Raw genomic sequence first — 19,915 nt, forward strand, 5'->3', positions numbered from 1 at the left:
GGGGGGCGGCTCCCCCCGCGGTCAAAAGTCAGTCACCAATCCCGCCCGGGGCGGGGCACATACAGGCGCAGGCGATCAGTGCGGCAGCTTGTCGAAGTAGACAAGGAAGCCGGCGGTCAGGATCACCCAGATCAGGGAGAACGGCAGGAACACCTTCCAGCCCAGGCGCATCAACTGGTCATAGCGGTAGCGGGGCAGCGTGCCGCGCACCCAGATGAACACGAACATCAGCAGCAGGATCTTGATGATCAGGTTCAGCGGACCGGGGATGAAGCCCAGGAAGGGGAACGGCTGCCAGCCGCCCAGGAACAGCACGGAGGTCATGCCGCTCATCAGCAGCATGCTGATGTACTCGCCCAGGAAGAACAGGGCGAAGGTCATGGCCGAGTATTCGGTGTGGAAACCGCCGACCAGTTCCGACTCGCCTTCCGGCAGGTCGAAGGGGGCGCGGTTTGTTTCCGCGAGCGCCGAGATGAAGAACACCACGAACATCGGGAACAGCGGGATGCAGAACCACACGTGGCTCTGGGCCCGGACGATGTCCGACAGGTTCAGCGAACCGACGCACAGCAGCACGGTGATGATGACGAAGCCGATGGAGACTTCGTAGGACACCATCTGCGCCGCGGAACGCAGGCCGCCGAGGAAGGCGTATTTGGAGTTGGACGCCCAGCCCGACATGATGATGCCGTAGACGCCCAGCGAACTGATGGCGAAGAGGTACAGCACGCCGACATTCAGGTCGGACAGCACCAGCCCCTCACCGAAGGGAATGACCGCCCAGGCGATCAACGCCATGATGAAGGTCAGCATGGGCGCGATCAGGAACACGGCGCGGTTGGCGCCGGCCGGGATGATCGTTTCCTTGGTCAGCAGCTTCAGGCCGTCGGCGAAGGGCTGCAGCAGGCCGAAGGGGCCCACCAGGATGGGGCCCTGGCGCAGCTGGATGGCGGCCAGCACCTTGCGTTCCATGTAGGTCATCATGGCCATCGCGATCAGCAACGGCACCGTGATCACAAGGATCTTCAGGATGATCGCCAGCAGGGTCGCCCCGGCCAGGGGCAGGCCCAGATGAAGGGCGAGGAAATCAGCCATGGGTACCGGTCCTCTCGGCAACGGCGGGCGACACGAAGGCGTCCGTGCATTCGGCCATGGTGGCCGAGGCGCGGCTGATCGCGTCGGTCATGTAGAAGTTCTCCACCGGCAGGGTGAAGGGGGCGGCGGCCACGGCACCGGCCGTGCCGAACGCACCCCAGGCGGCCGGGGTCACGCGGTCGATCTGGGCGAACGCCGGGTTGGCGTCGGCCAGCCGCTTGCGCAGCTGCTGCAGGGTGTCGTACGGCAGGGGCTTGCCCAGGGCGCCGGACAGCGCGCGGATGATCTTCCAATCCTCGCGCGCCTCGCCCACCGGGAAGGTGGCCTGGCGGGTGTGCTGGGCGCGGCCCTCGGTGTTGACGTAGGTCGCGTTCTTTTCGGTGTAGGCGGCGCCGGGCAGGATGAGGTCGGCGCGGTGGGCGCCGCGATCACCATGGTGACCCTGGTAGATCACGAAGGCGCGGCCGAAGTGCTGGGCCTCGATCTCGTCGGCGCCCAGTAGGTAGACCACCTCGACCTCGCCCTTGCGGGCGCCGTCCAGGATGCCGGCCAGGTCGCGGCCGCCCTTGGCGGGCAGGAAGCCCAGGTCCAGGGCGCCCACGCGCGAGGCGGCGCGGTGCAGGACGTTGAAGCCGTTCCAATCCTCACGCACCAGGCCGCAGGCCTCCGCCACCGCGCGGGCGGCGGCCCAGACGGCGGCGCCGTCCGGACGGGCCAGGGCGCCGGAGCCCAGGATCAGCAGGGGCTTCTTAGCGGCCTTCAGCGTTTCGGCGTAGGGGTGGCTGCCATCGGCGATGGCGTTGAGCAGCGTGGCGTCGTTGCCCAGATGCTCGATGGGGAAGGTCAGGTCGACGCGCGGGCCCAGCACGGTGACGGTCAGGCCGCCCTGCAGGTAACGCTTGCGGATGCGGGCGTTGACCAGGGCGCCTTCCCAGCGCGGGTTGGTGCCGATCAGGAAGACGTGGTCGGCCTGCTCGATCCCGGCGATGGTGCTGTTGAACAGGTAGCCGGCGCGGGACGTGGCGTCGATGGCGCTGCCATCCTGGCGGCTTTCCAGGCTGGCGACACCCATGCCGCCCAGCAGGTCCTTCAGGGCCAGCAGGCTTTCGGCATCGGCCAGGTCACCGGCGATGGCGGCGATCTTCTCCGGCGCAGAGCCCTTCAGCTTGGTCGCGGCCAGGGCCAGGGCCTCTTCCCACGAGGCGGCGCGCAGCTTGCCGTTCTCGCGGATGTAGGGGCGGTCCAGGCGCTGGCGCTTCAGGCCGTCATGGGCATAGCGCGTCTTGTCGCTGATCCATTCCTCGTTCACCGCCTCGTTCAGGCGGGGCAGGATGCGCAGCACCTCGCCGCCCCGGGTGTCGATGCGGATGTTGGAGCCGACGGCGTCCAGGACGTCCACCGATTCCGTCTTGCGCAGTTCCCAGGGGCGGGCGGTGAAGGCGTAGGGCTTGGAGGTCAGCGCGCCCACGGGGCACACATCCACCAGGTTGCCCGACAGCTCGGACGAGACGGCGGCCTCGACGTAGGTGCCGATCTCCATATGCTCGCCACGGCCGGTGGCGCCCATGACGGACACGCCGGCGATCTCGTCGCTGAAGCGGATGCAGCGCGTGCAGTGGATGCAGCGCGTCATGATCGTCTTGATCAGCGGGCCCAGGTTCTTGTCCTTGACCGCGCGCTTCTCCTCGCCATAGCGGCCGCGGTCGAAACCGTAACCGACCGCCTGGTCCTGCAGGTCGCACTCACCGCCCTGGTCGCAGATGGGGCAGTCCAGCGGGTGGTTGATGAGCAGGAACTCCATCACCCCCTTGCGCGCCTTATGCACGGTCTCGGTGTCGGTCTTGATCACCATGCCTTCGCCGCAGGGCATGGCGCAGCTGGCGATGGGCTTGGGGGCCTTCTCCATCTCCACCAGGCACATGCGGCAGTTGGCCGGGACCGACAGCTTCTCGTGATAGCAGAAGCGCGGAACCTCGATGCCCAGCTGCTCGCAGGCCTGCAGCACGGAGGTGCCAGGCGCCACTTCAAGCTCGATACCGTCGATGGTCAGTTTCGGCATGTCTTAAATCCTTCCACCGATCACTCGGCAGCGATGCTCTGGCGGTAGGCGGCGATGCGGGCTTCCATCTCCGGCCGGAAGTGGCGGATCAGGCCCTGCACCGGCCAAGCGGCGGCGTCACCCAGGGCGCAGATGGTGCGGCCCTCGATCTGCTTGGTCACGTCGTACAGCATGTCGATCTCGTCCAGGCGGGCCTGGCCGCGCACCATGCGGTCCATGACGCGGGCCAGCCAGCCCGTGCCTTCACGGCAGGGCGTGCACTGGCCGCAGCTCTCATGCATGTAGAACTTGGACAGGCGGGCGATGGCCTTCACGATGTCGGTGGACTTGTCCATGACGATCACGGCCGCCGTGCCCAGGCCCGACCCAACCTCACGCAGGCTGTCGAAGTCCATCAGCACGGTGTCGCAGACGCTCTTGGGCATCACCGGCACCGACGATCCACCGGGGATGATTGCCAGCAGGTTGTCCCACCCGCCGCGCACGCCGCCGGCGTGGCGCTCGATGAGCTCCTTCAGGGGGATGCCCATCTCCTCTTCCACGTTGCACGGCTTGTTCACGTGGCCGGAGATGCAGAACAGCTTGGTGCCGGCGTTCTTGGGGCGGCCCAGGCCGGCGAACCAGGCGGGGCCGCGGCGCAGGATGGTGGGCACGCCCGCGATGCTTTCCACGTTGTTCACCGTGGTCGGGCGGGAATACAGGCCGGCATTGGCGGGGAACGGCGGCTTGTTGCGCGGCTGGCCCTTCTTACCCTCGATGGACTCGATGAGCGCGGTTTCCTCGCCGCAGATGTAGGCGCCCGCACCCTTGTGCAGATAGATGTCGTAGTCGTAGCCGCTGCCGCAGGCGTTCTTGCCGATCAGACCGGAGGCGTAGGCCTCGTCGATGGCAACCTGGACGTTGGACGCCTCGTGGTAAAACTCACCACGGATGTAGATGTAGCAGGCGGTGGCGCCGATGGCGAAACCGGCGATCAGGCAGCCTTCGATCAGCTTGTGCGGATCGTGGCGCAGGATCTCACGGTCCTTGCAGGTGCCGGGCTCGCCCTCGTCGGCGTTGATCACCAGATAGACGGGGCCGTCCACCTTCTTGGGCATGAAGGACCACTTCAGGCCGGTGGAGAAACCAGCGCCGCCGCGGCCGCGCATGCCCGATTCCTTCATCTGTTCGATGATGGTGTCGCGGCCCCGGGCCAGGATGTCCTTCGTCCCGTCCCAGTCGCCGCGCTTGCGGGCGGCGTCCAGGCGGAAGTCCTCGAAGCCGTAAAGGTTGGTGTAGATGCGGTCTTCGTCGCGCAACATCGGCCTTACTCCTGCGACGCCGGCTTGACGCCGTTACGCTGCGCCATCTCGATCAGGGTCGTGGGACCGCCGATGGGCGCGGAATTGATGCGGCCGTTCTGCGGGCCGGGCTTGGGCTTCTCGCCCCGGATCAGGGTGTCCAGCAGCGCCTCGGTGGAGGGGCCGTCCAGATCCTCGTAATAGACGTCGTCCAGCGAGATCACGGGGGCGTTCACGCAGGCGCCGGCGCATTCCACCTCGACCACGGTGAACTGGCCGTCGGCGGTGGTCTCCCCCGGGCCGATGCCCAGCTTGCGCTTGCACGCCGCCAGCACCTCATCCGACCCGCGCAGCCAGCAGGGGGTGGTCGTGCAGACCTGCACGAAGTGCTTACCCACCGGCTTCAGGTTGTACATGGTGTAGAAGCTGGCGACCTCGTACACGCGGATGGGGGCCATGCCCAGCATGCCGGCGACGTAGTCCATCGCGGCACGGGGCAGCCAGTTGTCGTGCTGGCGCTGGGCCAGGTCCAGCAAGGGCATCACGGCGCTCGCCTGGCGGCCTTCCGGATACTTGGCGATGATCCGCTGGGCCAGGGCCAGGTTGTCGGCGGTGAATTCGAAGGTCGCCGGACCGGCTGGGGTCTCGGAAGCGCTCATCGGTCGATCTCTCCGAACACGACGTCGATGGAGCCGATGATCGCGACGGCGTCGGCGAGCATGTGGCCCCGGGACATGAAATCAACACCCTGCAGATGGGCGATGCCCGTCGGCCGGATCTTGCAACGATAAGGACGGTTGGTGCCGTCGGACACGAGGTACACGCCGAACTCGCCCTTGGGCGATTCGGTGGCGGTGTAGGTCTCGCCCGCCGGAACGTGATAGCCCTCGGTGTAGAGCTTGAAGTGATGGATCAGCGATTCCATCGACCGCTTCATGTCGCCCCGCGGCGGAGGGGCGATCTTGCGGTCGTCCACCTTGATGGGGCCCGGCGTCTGGCGCAGCTTGGCGACCGCCTGCTGCACGATCCGGTTGGACTGCCGCATCTCCTCGACGCGCACCAGATAGCGGGCGTAGCAGTCGCCCGTCTTGCCGATGGCGACGTCGAAGTCGTACTCGGCGTAGGTGTCGTAGGGCTGGGCCTTGCGCAAATCCCACGGGATGCCGGAGGCGCGCAGCACCGGGCCGGTGAAGCCCCAGGCCAGCGCCTCGTCACCCGAGACGATGCCGATGTCGACCAGGCGCTGCTTGAAGATGCGGTTGGCCGTTAGCAGGCCTTCCACGTCGTCGACGAACTTCTCGAACTTGGCCGCATAGGCCTCGATGTCGTCCAGCATGCCGGCCGGCAGGTCCTGATGGACGCCGCCCACGCGGAAATAGTTGGCGTGCATGCGGGCGCCCGACACCCGCTCATAGAACTCCATGAGCAGCTCGCGCTCCTCGAAGCCCCACAGGGCCGGGGTCAGCGCGCCCACGTCCATGGCGAACGTCGTGACGTTCAGCAGGTGGTTCAGGATGCGGGTCAGCTCGGCGAACAGCACGCGGATGTGCTGGGCGCGCTTGGGCGGCGTGATGCCCAGCAGCTTTTCCGCGGCCAGGACGAAGCTGTGCTCCTCCGACATCGGCGACACGTAGTCCAGCCGGTCGAAGTAGGGCATCGCCTGGATGTAGGTCTTGTACTCGATGAGCTTCTCGGTGCCGCGATGCAGCAGGCCGATGTGCGGGTCCGCCCGCTCCACGATCTCGCCGTCCATCTCCAGAACCAGGCGCAGCACGCCGTGGGCGGCAGGGTGCTGCGGCCCGAAGTTCATCGTGTAGGGTTTGATCTGGCTTTCGACAGGATTGGCCATGGCCGATCTCACTTCTTCACGCTGCCGTCGCGCAGCGACGCGCCCAGCGGGATCACCGCCTTCTCGTCGCCCGGCAATTGCACATCGGTCATCGCCTCCCAAGGCGACATGAAATCGAAGGCCCGGAAGTCCTGCGTCAGCTTCACCGGCTCATAGACGACGCGCTTCTGCTCGTCGTCGTAGCGGACCTCGACATACCCCGTCAGGGGGAAGTCCTTACGCAGGGGGTGACCCTCGAACCCATAGTCGGTCAGGATGCGGCGCAGGTCGGGATGGCCCGCGAAGAACACGCCGAACATGTCCCAGGTCTCGCGCTCATACCAGCCGGCGGCCGGGAACAGCGGGACGCAGGACGGGACGGGCGTGTCCTCATCCGTGGTGACCTTCACCCGCGCGCGCAGGTTCTTGGACACCGACAGCAGCATGTAGTTGACCTCGAACCGCTCCGCCTTCGACGGCCAGTCCACCGCGGTCACGTCGACCAGCTGGGTGAAGCGGCAGCCGGCGTCGTCGCGCAGCACGGTCAGGGTCTGCAGCAGGCCCTCACGGGTGGTGCGGACCACCAGTTCGCCGTGCTGGATCTCGGTACCGGTCACGGCGCCCGGGAGGGCCGCCGCGATCTTGGCGCCCAGCGCCTGTAGGGTTTCGTCGTTCATTCCAGATCCCCCGGGCCGCTCAGCGCCGAACCAGGCGGTTGCCGCCCTTGATCTTCTTCTGCAGCTGCAGCACGCCGTAGACCAGGGCCTCGGCCGTGGGCGGGCAGCCCGGCACGTAGATGTCCACGGGCACGATGCGGTCGCAGCCGCGCACCACGGAATAGCTGTAGTGGTAGTAGCCGCCGCCGTTGGCGCAAGAGCCCATGGAGATGACCCAGCGCGGCTCCGCCATCTGGTCGTAGACCTTGCGCAGGGCCGGGGCCATCTTGTTGCACAGGGTGCCGGCCACGATCATCACGTCCGACTGGCGCGGGCTGGGGCGCGGAATGACGCCGAACCGGTCCAGGTCGAAGCGGCTCATGTAGGCGTGGATCATTTCCACGGCGCAGCAGGCCAGGCCGAAGGTCATGGGCCACAGCGACCCGGTGCGCGCCCATTCCTGCAGGGCGTCCAGCTTCGCCACGACGAAGCCTTTATCCTGCAATTCCGTCGTCACGGCCTTGATGTAGGCGTCCTGGGCGGGACCGGGCGGCAAGGGCGCGCCCACGCCGGCGGGGGGAACGGAAGAATGGGTTGGCAAAGACGTCACGGGTCTGGCTCCGGTGTGAACGGGCAGCGATGCGAAAGACGGAAAAAGGCCTGAGCGCCGGCCGGGATCACTCCCAGTCCAGCGCGCCCTTCTTCCATTCGTAGATGAAGCCGATGGTCAGGATGCCCAGGAAGGCCATCATGGACCAGAAGCCGAACAAGCCGATGCGGCCCAGGGACACGGCCCAGGGGAACAGGAAGGCCACTTCCAGGTCGAAGATGATGAACAGGATGGCGACCAGGTAGAAGCGCACATCGAACTTGCTGCGGGCGTCATTGAACGGCTCGAAGCCGCATTCGTACGCCGACAGTTTTTCACTGTCCGGCTTCTGCTTGGCGACCAGCATGGAGCCGAACAGCATGGCCGCCGCGATCACGGCGGCGATACCCACGAAGATGAGGATCGGCAGGTACTGGCTCAGCAGCTCGGTGGACATAACCTGACTGGACATGAGTGTGCCCCAATTTCGTCCCGGTTGGCCCGACAGGGCTTGCGGAAGGCGCCGACCGAAACCAAGTGCATGAAGCCCAGGCCCACACATCTGATTGTCGGTTTTGGCCCCACCCGGCCTGCCCGCCGGTTCTGGACATAACCTCCGGACCCATGCGGGGGTCCGGACGCCTGCAACAAAAGCCCGGCTTGGGGCCGGGCGTGTTGGAATATAGGCGGGTGCCGTGCCCAAGGAAAGCAAATTACGCCATGCGTGGCGCTGGGGCCAAGGCGCTGAAAATATGGGGGAAATGGCCAAAATCGGGCTTGTTGAGATCCACTCTCAATTCCCACTCTACCGCAGGTGCGAAAGCCCATAACGCAAGCAGGCCGCGCTGTTGCCAGCGCGGCCTTGCTAAAGTATCGACTGCCCTGTCCGGCATCGATAAAGTGGCGCGAGTGACGGGACTTGAACCCGCGGCCTCCGGCGTGACAGGCCGGCGCTCTAACCAACTGAGCTACACCCGCGTCGTTGCAACGTTGCTTTCTGGCCTTATTTCGTACCGTTCGTTTTATCGTTCGGTGCGTTTCGCGCCGTCAGCGTCGCTGCGGTGCGCGGTTTGTAGTAAAAAGCCCCACCCCTTGTCAAACAAGAAAAACGCGGCGGGGCCAATTTTTTTTCATTTTTTGTAACTGGTTGATTTTACGCGGCTTTCTCGGCACGGCGCAGGCTGTCCAACCGGTCAAGCGCCTGTAGCAGGCGGGTGGGGACGCCGCGATGGTCCACGGCGTCGGGCCCACCGAAAGCGGTCATACACAATTCCAGCGCCTGGGCCAGCGGTTCCGCCACCGTAAGGTTGCCGTGCTCCAGCGCCAGTTCCAGCGCACTCAAAATCCGGTCGCCGAGGCGCCGCTCATCCTTTTCCATGACCCGATGCTCCGGTTCGTTGCCAGGCAGGCCCCCCGGGGACAACCCCGGGGCTTTTGAAGCGTACCACCTTTCCAGGACGGCCCCCGATGGGAAATCGACCCCTGCTCATGGATAGGGGCTGCCATGTCGGCCGCGGCAGGCCCTGCGCCACCGGACGTGGTGGCCCCCCCCAACGCGCGAACGCCTCAGAGCACGCGGGACCGGGCCAGCGACGCCTCCATCATGTCCAGGCTGTGGACCATGCGGCGCCAGGTTTCCTCGCTGATGGCATGGAGGCGATGCAGGCGCGCCAACTCATCGCGCTTGGCCCGCAGGGCGGCCAGCCGCAATTCCGCCTCGATGGCCAGGCGGCGCCGGGCCTGGGCACGGGCATCCACCGGCATGTCCGGGTCCTCCACCTGGCGGCGGTAGAATTCCATCAGGCGCAGCACGGCCTCGGTATGGAGGTCGGCGTCATTCCCGTCCGGGCGCATGGCGTGGTGCGCCTGCTCCAGCCGGCGCAGGGCCGCGCGCGCCAGGGCGGCCTCAGCCACCCTCTCCTCCTCCACGCCGACATCCTCCTCCGGCATGGTCAGGCCACGCAGTAGCCAGGGCAGCGCCAGACTGGCCAAGACCAGCGACACCAGGATGACACCCGACGCCAGGAAGATCGCCACGTCGCGCCCGGGAAAGGGCACACCGTCGCGCAGCCAATCCGGCAAAGACAACACACCGGCCAGGGTGACGGCGCCCCGCACCCCGGCGACGGCCACGGCGGCCATGACACGCACCATGGTGCCGGGGGGGCCGCCGGGCCGGGGCTTGCCGCGCCAACGGGCCAGAGCCTGGCCGACCATCAGCGACACCCAGACCCACAGCACCCGCAGGGCCAACAGCACGCCGACGATGATGGCGACCTGCAAAGCCAGCCACCCCAGGCCGACCGGCGTTTCCAGGTGCCCGGCACCGGGGGGGCCGGCATGGGGTGCCCCGGCCTGGCTGGCGATCATGGGCGCCTGGCCCAGAATGCCCGGCAGTTGCCACCCCAACAGGACGAAGATCACGCCGTTCAGCGTGAACTGGATCATCTCACCCACCGCCGTGCCCTGCAGGCGGGTGGTCACCTGGCCCGACTCCTCCAGCGGCAGCAGGTTCAGCGTCATGCCCCCCGCCACGGCGGCCAGGATGCCGGACATGTCCAGATGCTCGGCCGCGAGATAGGCGGCGAAGGGCACTAAAATCATGATGAGGATGGTGGTGCCCGGCGAATCGCCCCGGGCGCGGACCAGCCAGCCGTGGACCACCCGCACCACGGCCACCATGACCACGCCCACCAGCACACCACCGATGGCCGCCCACAGGAAGGTGACGGTGGCGCCGCCAATGGAGAAGGTGCCGGTCAGGGCCGCCGTCACGGCGAATTGCAGGCACACCAGGCCGGAGGCGTCATTCAGCAGCGCCTCCCCCTCCAAGATGTGCTTCAGGCGGGGGGCATGCGGGCACCACCGGCCATGCCCGCCACCGCGACGGCATCGGTAGGCGACAGCACCGCGGCCAAGGCGAAGGCGGTGGACAGGGGAACGGCGGGCAGCAGCCAGTGGATGATGTGCCCAGCCCCGACCACGGTGAACAGCACCAGGCCCACCGCCAGCGTCAGGATGATGAACCCCAGGCGCCGCAACTCCAGGACCGGGAAGCGCCAGGCGTCGAGGAACAGCAGCGGCGGAATGAACACCAATAGGAAGAGATCGGGATTGAGGACGATGGGGACGCCCGACAAGCCGCCCAAGGCCGCGCCCAGGGCCACCTGAATGAGAGGCAGGGGAACACGGCGGACGAACGGGCTGATCCCACCCGATGCCGCGACGGTCACCAGCAGGATCAGGACGGCGGTCATCGTTTCCATGGGGCGGGTCTATTCCAGGCAAGCCTATGGTCGGTCAGGGCGCGGGAGCCGTCCCCCATGCCGTGGGGGCGCGATCAGCGCCGGGGACGCCGTCCCGCCAGCAGGGCCACGGCCAGCACGACGACGCCCAACAGGATGACCAGGATGTTCATTCCCGGGCCGCCGCTGCGGTCATGGTTCATGTCCCAAAGCCGCCCGCCGATCATGGCCAAGCCCAGGAGGATCAGCAAGACCCGGTGCTGCGGCGTCAGCCCGCCCGGCGGCGTGTCTGGCGGCGGCGTGTCCGGCGGCGGCGTGTCCATCACCGGACATCCCCCGCGGCCACCGTCGCCGCGCCAACCCGTCCGTCCTGGCTCAAGGCGCGGTGGGCGCGGGCCAGCGCCACGCCCAGCAGGGCGACACAAATGAAATTCACGACCGCCATCGCCAGGGTCCACAGCAGGCTGACGGCCACGTCGGGGGGGCCGTCGTGCTGGTGGTCAGCCAGTCCCCCATCACCAGGCGATTGATGAAGAAGCAGGGCACCTGCAATACCGCCTGGCTGACCAGCACGACACCGGTCAAGCGCCAGGCCAGGGGCGCGGCGGCCCGCCAGTAGCGGCTGAACGCCGGCGCCTCTCCGGCAAGGATGGCCATGAGGCCGATGCCCAGGCGCATCGTGACATGCAGCGCCAGGACGCCCGCGGCCAAGGCGCCAGCCAGGATGGCGAGCCAGACACCGGGGCCCGCCTGCTCCTCCGCCGTCGAATCGACCAGCATGGCACGACCGAACATCAGCACCATCAGGGCGATGAGCAGCATGAAGAAGTACAGGATCTGCCAGCCGGTGGCGGCCCATTCGTTACGGCCGAAACCCGGCTGCAGAAAGGTCACGGGGTCCTGCCCCGTTCGGACCCAAGTCCCCCAAGCGGACAGGGACCGCATGTGCGCCCAGGTCTGGAAGACGACCAGGACCAGGAAGATACAGAGGAACTCGGCCCATTGCTCCTGAGCAGGTTCGTGACCCAGGTACTGGATGCTGCGGAACTGGAAGAACAGGGCGGCGGCCAGACTGAAGACCGCAGGCATGCCCAGGAAACGCGCGATGCGTTCAGGGGCGGCGAACACCTCCCGAAAGAGGCTGACCACTTCCCCCAAGACCGACTGGCCGTTCGACGCCATGCCCCCTCCCCAACGGGGGCGACAGCGTCCCCCGGATTGCGCGCTCGCGGGCCCCGCCGCCAAGGGTTAGGCGGCAGGATGGAATTGATTAGGCCCGCGCGTCCCACGGTGAAACCAGATGCCCCCGGTGCGCCACGACGCCAGATGCCCCTGATACGACTGAGCGGCCGCGATGGACCGCTCCCCTGTCAGGATTGCAGCTTTGCCATCGTGGTCAAAGTGACAATGCGAGGCCGGCCGGCATGGCGGCCTTGCCTGCGGCGGGCCGCGATTCCTGGCTGGACACTTGGGCTGGACACTTGGAAAGTGGTGGGCGGTGAGGGATTTGAACCCCCGACCCGATGCGTGTAAAGCACCTGCTCTACCCCTGAGCTAACCGCCCGTCACCTTGGCTCCCACAGCGTCGTGCGCCGGGAGATGACGCTTTAGCGGCCCGCGCCCGGTTTGGAAACCATTTTTTGAAATCCACCCCAGCGGCAAGCCGTGATGCCGGAAAAATGGCGGTGGAAACAAAAAAGACGGGAACACCCGCTGGCGCCCCGTCTTATCACATCACTGGTCGGGATCGCACCGGCATGAAGCCGGCACCGGCCCGACGGCCCGCCACCTTGACTGTCGCGGACCATCACACCTGTTGTGGGGGAAAGGTGCCGCCATCGCGGCGACCGGTCCCCCAAAACCGGCGGATCAAACGGCGGTGACGCCGTTCTTAGTTCAGCGCGTCCTTCAGGCCCTTGCCGGGCTTGAACTTCGGCTGCTTGCTGGCGGCGATGGAGATCGCCTCGCCGGTGCGCGGGTTGCGGCCTTCGGAGGCGGCGCGCTCGGCGACGGCGAAGGTGCCGAAACCGACCAGGCGAACTTCGTCACCCTTCTTGAGGGCTTCGGTGATGCCCTCGAACACCGCATCGACCGCCTTGTTCGCATCAGCCTTGGACAGCTCCGCGCTAGCGGCGACAGCGGCAACGAGATCGTTCTTATTCACTTAAGGCCCCCCTTCTTGAAGCAGGATCTGACTGGATTACGTCCCGGTCGCGGGGCGCGCGCCGGGATTGGGATTCGGTTCGGACGTACGGCCCCGGGGTTATCCGCCCCGGGGCCGTCGCGTCAGGCCTTCAATTCACACGATTTCTGTCCGTACTTCAATGCCGAATCACGCCATCCTGGCCCTCTTCCGCGGCTTTCGCGGCGACGGGCTCGACGATTTCCGGCTCCGACCATTCGATCGGCACCAGCGGTTGCACCAGCGCCTTGGCCAGAACCTCGTCCGCCGTCGTCACCGGGATGATGGTCAGGCCACGCTTCACATTGTCGGGAATGTCCGCGAGGTCCTTCTCATTATCCTTTGGAATCAACACGGTCTTGATTCCGCCCCGCAGCGCCGCCAGCAACTTCTCCTTCAATCCGCCGATGGGCAGGACCCGGCCGCGCAGGGTGATTTCGCCGGTCATGGCGACATCCTTGCGCACGGGAATGCCCGTCAACACGGAAACGATGGAGGTGGTCATGGCGACGCCGGCCGACGGACCGTCCTTAGGCGTAGCCCCTTCGGGTACGTGAACGTGGATGTCCTTGCGCTCAAAAAGCGTCGGCTTGATCCCGAACTGGGTGGACCGGGACTTCACGAAGCTCTCGGCGGCCTGCACCGATTCCTTCATGACGTCGCCCAGCTTACCCGTCGTGGTGACCCGGCCCTTGCCGCGCAGCATCACCGCCTCGATGGTCAGCAGCTCACCGCCCACCTCGGTCCAGGCAAGGCCGGTGGTGCAGCCCACCAGATCCTCCTTCTCGGCCTCGCCATAGTGATACCGGCGCACACCGGCATACTTGTCGAGGTTGCGGCGGGTGATCGACACCTTGTCGACCCCCTTCATGAGGATCTCCTTGATGGCCTTGCGGGCCAGGTTGGCGATCTCACGCTCCAGGCTGCGCACGCCGGCTTCCCGGGTGTAGTAGCGGATGAGGTCGCGCAACGCGTCGTCGGAGATGGTGAACTCGCCGGCCTTCAGGCCATGGGCCTTCAGCTCCTTGTCGATCAGGTGCCCGCGGGTGATCTCGATCTTCTCGTCCTCGGTGTAGCCCGACAGCCGGATCACCTCCATGCGGTCCAGCAGGGGCTGGGGCATGCGCAGGGTGTTGGCCGTGCAGACGAACATCACGTCCGAGAGGTCGTAGTCCACCTCCAGGTAATGGTCGTTGAAGGTGCCGTTCTGCTCGGGATCCAGGACCTCCAGCAGGGCGGAGGACGGGTCACCCCGCCAATCGGCGCCCAGCTTGTCGATCTCGTCCAGCAGGAACAGCGGGTTCGACGACTTCGCCTTCTTCATGCCCTGGATGACCTTGCCGGGCATGGAGCCGATGTAGGTGCGGCGGTGACCGCGCACCTCGGCCTCATCCCGCACGCCGCCCAGCGACACGCGGACGAAGTTGCGGCCCGTGGCCTTGGCGATGGACTTGCCCAGCGAGGTCTTGCCCACGCCGGGCGGGCCGACGAGGCACAGGATGGGACCCTTCACCTTGTCCATGCGCTGCTGCACGGCCAGGTACTCCAGGATACGCTCCTTGACCTTCTCCAGACCGTAGTGATCGGCATCCAGGATGGCCTCGGCCCCCTTGATGTCCTTCTTCACCTTGGTGCGCTTCTTCCACGGAATGGACAGCATCCAGTCCAGGTAGTTGCGCACCACCGTCGCCTCGGCGGACATGGGGCTCATGGTCCGCAGCTTCTTGACCTCGGCCAGCGCCTTTTCCCGGGCCTCCTTGCTGAAGCGGGTCTTGGCGATGCGCTCCTCGATCTCGGCGACCTCGTCCTTGCCATCCTCGGACTCGCCGAGTTCCTTCTGGATGGCCTTCATCTGCTCGTTCAGATAGTACTCGCGCTGGGTCTTCTCCATCTGCCGCTTGACGCGGTTGCGGATGCGCTTTTCCACCTGCAGCACGCCGATCTCGCCTTCCATGAAGGCGTAGACCTTTTCCAGCCGCTCCCCCACCGTCGCCGCTTCCAGAAGCTGCTGCTTCTCCGGAATCTTCAGCGCCAGGTGCGAGGCGATGGTGTCGGCCAGCTTGCCCGGTTCCTCGATCTGGTTGACCGAGACCAGGACCTCCGGCGGGATCTTCTTGTTCAGCTTGATGTACTGCTCAAACTGGGCCACCGCGGCGCGGGCCAAAGCCTCCGCCTCCTGCGCCTCACCCGTCTTCTCCTCGATGGGCTCGGCATAGGCCTGGAAGAAGTCCTCGCTGCGCTCAAAGCTGACGATGCGCGCGCGCTGCCCGCCCTCGACCAACACCTTCACGGTGCCATCGGGCAGCTTCAGCAGCTGCAACACGGTGCCGATGGTGCCGACGGAATAGATGTCGTCGGGCGTGGGATCGTCCTGGGCGGCGTTCTTCTGGGTGACCAGCAGGATCTGCTTGTCATCCTTCATCACGTCTTCCAGCGCGCGCACCGACTTTTCGCGCCCCACGAACAGGGGCACGATCATGTGCGGGAACACCACGATGTCGCGCAGGGGGAGGACCGGATAAAGGGTGCCTCGGGTGGCTTCCAACATAGGTCTGACCTTCCACTCAAATCTTAGCGGCCAGCCCGTGATGGGCCTGGCCTGCCATCCACCAGCCGCCCCGTCATGGGCGCGGCGTCGGGAGGTCGCCCTGGTAACGTGGCACACCGATCCCCCCCCTTCAAGGGCTTGAACCGGGTGTTTTCTGCGCTAAGGACGGGAGCGGAGGTGGGAAAATCGCGCTTTTGCAAGCGTGGGGCCCGCACAACCAGGCGGGATCGGGGCCAAGTGCCTGAATTCCGGCTGAAATGCCGGGATGACGGCAAAATAAAACCCGGGAAACCCCGCAACAAGGGGCTTCCCGGGCTGCAACTATCCGAACTGGCTAAGTCGCCTGCGCGGGCACCGTCAGGCGACGGGCGCCGCCTCGGCCTTGCGGTCGGCGTAAATGTACAACGGCTGGGCGCGGCCCTCGACCACCTCGCCATTGATGACGATCTCATCCACGCCCTGCAGGCCCGGCAGATCGAACATCGACTCCAGCAGGATGGATTCCATGATGGAGCGCAGGCCACGGGCGCCGGTCTTGCGCTGGATGGCCTTGTTGGCGATGGACTTCAGGGCCTCTTCCGCGAAGGAGAGCTTCACGTCCTCCATCTCGAACAGGCGCTGGTACTGCTTCACCAGGGCGTTCTTGGGCTTGGTCAGGATCTCGATCAGCGCTTCCTCGTCCAGGTCGTTCAGCGTCGCCACCACGGGCAGACGGCCGACGAATTCCGGGATGAGGCCGAACTTCAGCAGATCCTCGGGCTCCACCTCGCGCAGGACGTCGCCGGTGCGGCGGTCGTCCGGGCCCTTCACATCGGCGCCGAAGCCGATGGACGTGCCCTTGCCGCGGGCGGCGATGATCTTTTCCAGGCCGGCGAAGGCGCCACCGCAGATGAACAGGATGTTGGTCGTGTCCACCTGCAGGAATTCCTGCTGCGGATGCTTGCGCCCACCCTGCGGCGGCACGGAGGCGACGGTGCCTTCCATGATCTTCAGCAGGGCCTGCTGCACGCCCTCGCCCGACACGTCGCGGGTGATGGACGGGTTGTCGGACTTGCGGCTGATCTTGTCCACTTCGTCGATGTAGACGATGCCGCGCTGCGCCCGCTCGACATTGTAGTCGGCGGCCTGCAGCAGCTTGAGGATGATGTTTTCCACATCCTCACCCACGTAACCGGCCTCGGTCAGCGTGGTGGCGTCGGCCATGGTGAAGGGCACGTCGATGATGCGGGCCAGCGTCTGGGCCAACAGGGTCTTGCCGCAGCCCGTCGGGCCGATCAGCAGGATGTTGGACTTCGCCAATTCGACGTCGCTGTGCTTGGTGCCGTGGGCCAGCCGCTTGTAGTGGTTGTGCACGGCGACCGAGAGGACGCGCTTCGCGTGGCTCTGCCCGATGACGTAGTCGTCCAGCACCGCGCAGATGTCGCGCGGGGTGGGAACGCCGTCGCGGGACTTCACCAGCGTCGTCTTGTTCTCTTCGCGGATGATGTCCATGCACAATTCCACGCATTCATCGCAGATGAACACCGTGGGGCCGGCAATGAGCTTCCGCACCTCGTGCTGGCTCTTCCCGCAGAAGGAGCAGTAGAGGGTATTCTTCGAATCGCTGCCGGTCGACTTGGTCATAAAAGCTCCGTACATCACCGGGACAGTCACCCGGAGCCATCACGATGACGGAACCGGGGCCCGATCCTCCCGGGATCGGCCGGCGGACAAGGGGATGAACACCGCTCACCCGCCACTGCCTGCCCATTCAACACCACGGAACACTGGGCTTTCAACCCCCCGTGTGTCGGCTTGTGTCCGGTTCCCCTTACCGAGGTATCCCGGTGGGGCGGCTGGGCGGCGGAAAATCCCCCGCCCAGCCCCGAACGCTCAACGTCTCAAATCCTCACGCCGCCTGGGCTGTGCCACCGGCGCCGGGACGGGTGGCGATGACGTCGTCGATCAGACCGAACGCCTTGGCCTCGTCCGCGGTCATGAAGTTGTCGCGCTCCATCGCCCGCTCGATCTTGTCGATCGGCTGGCCGGTGTGGCGCACATAGATCTCATTGAGGCGGTGCCGGATCTTCAGGATCTCACGCGCCTGGATCTCGATGTCCGCGGCCTGACCCTGGGCGCCGCCAGACGGCTGATGGATCATGATGCGGCTGTTGGGCAGCGAGTAGCGCCGCCCTTCGGCGCCGCCGGCCAGCAGCAGCGAGCCCATGGAGGCCGCCTGGCCTATGCACAGGGTGGCCACCGGGCAGCGGATGTACTGCATGGTGTCGTAGATCGCCAAGCCTGAGGTCACGATGCCGCCCGGCGAATTGATGTAGAAGGAGATTTCCTTCGTCGGGTTTTCCGCTTCCAGGAACAGAAGCTGGGCGCAGATCAGGCTGGACACCGCGTCGTTCACACCACCGACGAGGAAGATGATCCGTTCCTTCAACAGGCGCGAATAGATGTCGTAGGCGCGCTCACCCCGGTTGGTCTGCTCGACCACCATGGGGACCAGCGTGTTCATCTGCGGCTCAAAGTCGATCATGCCTGCTCCAGCGCTGCGTCCGACCCGGGGGCCATCCCCGGGCCCGTTGCCGGTCCGGGGGAGGGACGATCCCTCCCCCATTCCGTTTAAATACCGAGGCCCGTCAGAAACCGAAGACGGGAGACGCGACCTTAGGCCGCCGCCTCTTCCTCATCGGGATCCTGCATCAGCTCTTCAGCCGACACGGGCTTCTCCGTCACCTTAACCTGTCCCAGGATGAAGTCGACAACCTTGTCTTCAAAAACCGGGGCCCGCAGGCTTTCCACCGCCTGGGGGTTGTTCTTGAAGAAGTCGAAAACCTCACGCTCCTGGCCCGGGTAGCGCCGCACCTCGGCCAGCACGGCCTGGTTCAGCTCTTCCCTCGCCACCGTTATATTGTTCTTCTGACCGATCTCGGAAAGGACCAGACCCAAACGAACACGACGAATGGCGATATCGCGGTACTCCTTGCGGAGCTCTTCCTCGTCCTTGCCGGCGTCCTCACCGGCGTCGCCGGCCTTCAGCTCGTCCTGCAGGCGCTTCCAGATCTGGTCGAACTCGATGTCGACCATGCCCTGCGGCACCTCGAAGCTGTGCAGCTCGGCCAGCTGGTCCAGCAGGGCGCGCTTGGCGCGCAGGCGGCTCATGACGGTGTAGTCGCCGCCCAGACGGTCACGGATGACGGTCTTCAGCGCGGCCAGATCGTCGAAGCCCAGGCCCTTGGCGAACTCATCATCGATGGTCGCCTCGACGGCCTGCTTCACTTCCTTCACGTCCACCTCGAACACGGCGGCCTTACCGGCCAGCTCGGCGGCGTGGTAGCCCTCGGGGAAGGTGACGTTGACGGTGCGGTGGTCGCCGGCGCGGGTGCCTTCCAGCTGCTCCTCGAAGGTGTCGATGAAGCTGCCGGAGCCCAGCTCCAGCTCATGGCCCTCGCCCTTCATGCCCGGGCGCTTCTCACCGTCGACGGAACCGTCGAAGTCGATGACCACGATGTCGCCCTTGGCGGCCGGACGGTCCTCGGTCAGCGGGGCGGAGGTCTTGCGGCCGGCGGCGATGCGGCCTAGGGCCTCGTCCACCTGCGCGTCGGTGATCTCGACCACGGGCTTCTCGATGGCGACGCCGCCGAGGTCGGCGGGTTCGAACTCGGGCAGCACCTCATAGGCCAGCTTGAATTCCAGGTCGCTCTCGGCGGATTCGACCTCGAACTTCACGATCTCGACCTTGGGCTGCAGGGCGGGACGCAGGCTGTGCTGCTCAACCACCTTGGCGGCGCTGTCGGACATGGCCTTGTCCAGCACCTCACCCATCACCGACTGCCCATAGCGCTGCTTCAGCACCGACATCGGCACCTTGCCCGGGCGGAAGCCCGGCATGCGCACGGTCTTGCCGATTTCCTTCAATTGGGCGTCCACGCGGCCGGCCAGATCGGCGGCGGGAATGACGACCGTGTATTCGCGGCGCAGGCCTTCGGCGCTGGTCTCGGTGATGTTCATGGGACTATTCGAACCTGTCTCTGTGATCGGCCCCGGATGCCGGCATTCCCGGCCCCTGGGTGCCCGGGGCCGGACGGACCACGGGCGGTTGGGTTGATATCTCGTGCTTGGTGCGGGCGAAGGGACTCGAACCCCCACGACTTTCGTCACCGGAACCTAAATCCGGCGCGTCTACCAGTTCCGCCACGCCCGCGTCCAAACCCGGCACTATGGGTCGCCCGGCGCCCACCCCCACGGCCCCGCCCCGCCGACGCCGGCGGCGCCAATGGGAAATAGGCATAGGAATAGCGCCCGGACCCTTCCAGGCGCCGTCCGATCTATAGCACCCGCGCACCCGCGTAAATAGGAATCTAGGCCAAGGGGTGGGCCAGGGGGTGGGCCAAGGGTGGCGCGCCGGGGATGAGGGACCCGGGCGATGGCAGGCGCTATCCGGC

At 66.1% G+C, this 19,915-nt stretch carries 19 protein-coding genes and 3 tRNA genes; all 22 read right to left on the reverse strand.

Features of this window, described 5'->3' with window-relative positions; genetic code table 11:
- Positions 1 to 75: 75 nt before the first annotated feature.
- A complete protein-coding gene (nuoH, locus tag ULB03_RS17405; protein WP_145732228.1) occupies positions 76 to 1,095 on the reverse strand; it encodes an NADH-quinone oxidoreductase subunit NuoH in 1,020 nt (339 codons plus the stop codon).
- On the reverse strand, positions 1,088 to 3,154 hold the full coding sequence (nuoG, locus tag ULB03_RS17410; RefSeq protein ID WP_322484386.1) for an NADH-quinone oxidoreductase subunit NuoG: 2,067 nt from the start codon (positions 3,152 to 3,154) through the stop codon (positions 1,088 to 1,090). The genes nuoH and nuoG overlap by 8 nt, the downstream gene beginning before the upstream one ends.
- A gap of 20 nt (positions 3,155 to 3,174) precedes the next feature.
- Complete coding sequence (gene nuoF / locus ULB03_RS17415; RefSeq protein ID WP_322484387.1) at positions 3,175 to 4,455, reverse strand: NADH-quinone oxidoreductase subunit NuoF; 1,281 nt, start codon at positions 4,453 to 4,455, stop codon at positions 3,175 to 3,177.
- A 5-nt stretch (positions 4,456 to 4,460) separates the two neighbouring features.
- Positions 4,461 to 5,093 (reverse strand): NADH-quinone oxidoreductase subunit NuoE, encoded by a 633-nt coding sequence (nuoE, locus tag ULB03_RS17420; protein WP_145732234.1) that lies wholly within the window; start codon positions 5,091 to 5,093, stop codon positions 4,461 to 4,463.
- The gene (locus tag ULB03_RS17425) at positions 5,090 to 6,283 is read right to left on the reverse strand and encodes an NADH-quinone oxidoreductase subunit D (RefSeq protein WP_322484388.1); all 1,194 of its coding nucleotides are present in this window, start codon (positions 6,281 to 6,283) and stop codon (positions 5,090 to 5,092) included. The genes nuoE and ULB03_RS17425 overlap by 4 nt, the downstream gene beginning before the upstream one ends.
- An 8-nt stretch (positions 6,284 to 6,291) precedes the next feature.
- Entirely contained in the window at positions 6,292 to 6,939 is a 648-nt protein-coding gene (locus ULB03_RS17430) for an NADH-quinone oxidoreductase subunit C (RefSeq protein ID WP_322484389.1), read from the reverse strand.
- Positions 6,940 to 6,958: 19 nt separating this feature from the next.
- Positions 6,959 to 7,519: a NuoB/complex I 20 kDa subunit family protein gene (locus tag ULB03_RS17435; protein ID WP_463605636.1), complete on the reverse strand. Its 561-nt coding sequence runs from the start codon at positions 7,517 to 7,519 to the stop codon at positions 6,959 to 6,961.
- Positions 7,520 to 7,595: 76 nt separating this feature from the next.
- A complete protein-coding gene (locus tag ULB03_RS17440) occupies positions 7,596 to 7,964 on the reverse strand; it encodes an NADH-quinone oxidoreductase subunit A (RefSeq protein WP_145732644.1) in 369 nt (122 codons plus the stop codon).
- 444 nt (positions 7,965 to 8,408) lie between these two features.
- Positions 8,409 to 8,485: transfer RNA gene (locus ULB03_RS17445), tRNA-Asp, on the reverse strand.
- Between the two features lie 175 nt (positions 8,486 to 8,660).
- Positions 8,661 to 8,885: a hypothetical protein gene (locus ULB03_RS17450; protein WP_145732645.1), complete on the reverse strand. Its 225-nt coding sequence runs from the start codon at positions 8,883 to 8,885 to the stop codon at positions 8,661 to 8,663.
- Between the two features lie 188 nt (positions 8,886 to 9,073).
- Positions 9,074 to 10,339 carry a cation:proton antiporter domain-containing protein gene (locus ULB03_RS17455; protein WP_322484390.1) on the reverse strand — a complete coding sequence of 422 codons (1,266 nt, stop codon included), beginning with the start codon at positions 10,337 to 10,339 and terminating at the stop codon, positions 9,074 to 9,076.
- Positions 10,340 to 10,347: 8 nt separating this feature from the next.
- The gene (locus ULB03_RS17460) at positions 10,348 to 10,773 is read right to left on the reverse strand and encodes a cation:proton antiporter domain-containing protein (protein ID WP_322484391.1); all 426 of its coding nucleotides are present in this window, start codon (positions 10,771 to 10,773) and stop codon (positions 10,348 to 10,350) included.
- A 74-nt stretch (positions 10,774 to 10,847) separates the two neighbouring features.
- Entirely contained in the window at positions 10,848 to 11,075 is a 228-nt protein-coding gene (locus ULB03_RS17465; RefSeq protein WP_322484392.1) for a hypothetical protein, read from the reverse strand.
- Positions 11,075 to 11,197 (reverse strand): hypothetical protein, encoded by a 123-nt coding sequence (locus ULB03_RS17470; RefSeq protein WP_322484393.1) that lies wholly within the window; start codon positions 11,195 to 11,197, stop codon positions 11,075 to 11,077. Before ULB03_RS17470 ends, ULB03_RS17465 begins: the two co-directional genes overlap by 1 nt.
- Positions 11,185 to 11,934, reverse strand: coding sequence for a hypothetical protein (locus ULB03_RS17475; RefSeq protein WP_322484394.1), 750 nt, complete (start codon positions 11,932 to 11,934; stop codon positions 11,185 to 11,187). Before ULB03_RS17475 ends, ULB03_RS17470 begins: the two co-directional genes overlap by 13 nt.
- A gap of 307 nt (positions 11,935 to 12,241) precedes the next feature.
- A tRNA-Val gene (locus ULB03_RS17480) sits at positions 12,242 to 12,316 on the reverse strand.
- A gap of 327 nt (positions 12,317 to 12,643) precedes the next feature.
- Positions 12,644 to 12,916 (reverse strand): HU family DNA-binding protein, encoded by a 273-nt coding sequence (locus ULB03_RS17485; RefSeq protein WP_004274300.1) that lies wholly within the window; start codon positions 12,914 to 12,916, stop codon positions 12,644 to 12,646.
- Positions 12,917 to 13,073: 157 nt separating this feature from the next.
- Complete coding sequence (lon, locus tag ULB03_RS17490; RefSeq protein ID WP_322484395.1) at positions 13,074 to 15,482, reverse strand: endopeptidase La; 2,409 nt, start codon at positions 15,480 to 15,482, stop codon at positions 13,074 to 13,076.
- 357 nt (positions 15,483 to 15,839) lie between these two features.
- Complete coding sequence (gene clpX, locus ULB03_RS17495) at positions 15,840 to 17,105, reverse strand: ATP-dependent Clp protease ATP-binding subunit ClpX (RefSeq protein WP_040849805.1); 1,266 nt, start codon at positions 17,103 to 17,105, stop codon at positions 15,840 to 15,842.
- A gap of 265 nt (positions 17,106 to 17,370) precedes the next feature.
- A complete protein-coding gene (gene clpP / locus ULB03_RS17500) occupies positions 17,371 to 18,006 on the reverse strand; it encodes an ATP-dependent Clp endopeptidase proteolytic subunit ClpP (protein ID WP_145732251.1) in 636 nt (211 codons plus the stop codon).
- 131 nt (positions 18,007 to 18,137) lie between these two features.
- A complete protein-coding gene (gene tig / locus ULB03_RS17505; RefSeq protein ID WP_322484396.1) occupies positions 18,138 to 19,481 on the reverse strand; it encodes a trigger factor in 1,344 nt (447 codons plus the stop codon).
- Between the two features lie 108 nt (positions 19,482 to 19,589).
- Positions 19,590 to 19,674 (reverse strand) — tRNA-Leu (locus tag ULB03_RS17510).
- Positions 19,675 to 19,915 lie beyond the last annotated feature (241 nt).

The organism is Nitrospirillum goiasense (genome assembly GCF_034427435.1).
GTDB lineage: Bacteria > Pseudomonadota > Alphaproteobacteria > Azospirillales > Azospirillaceae > Nitrospirillum.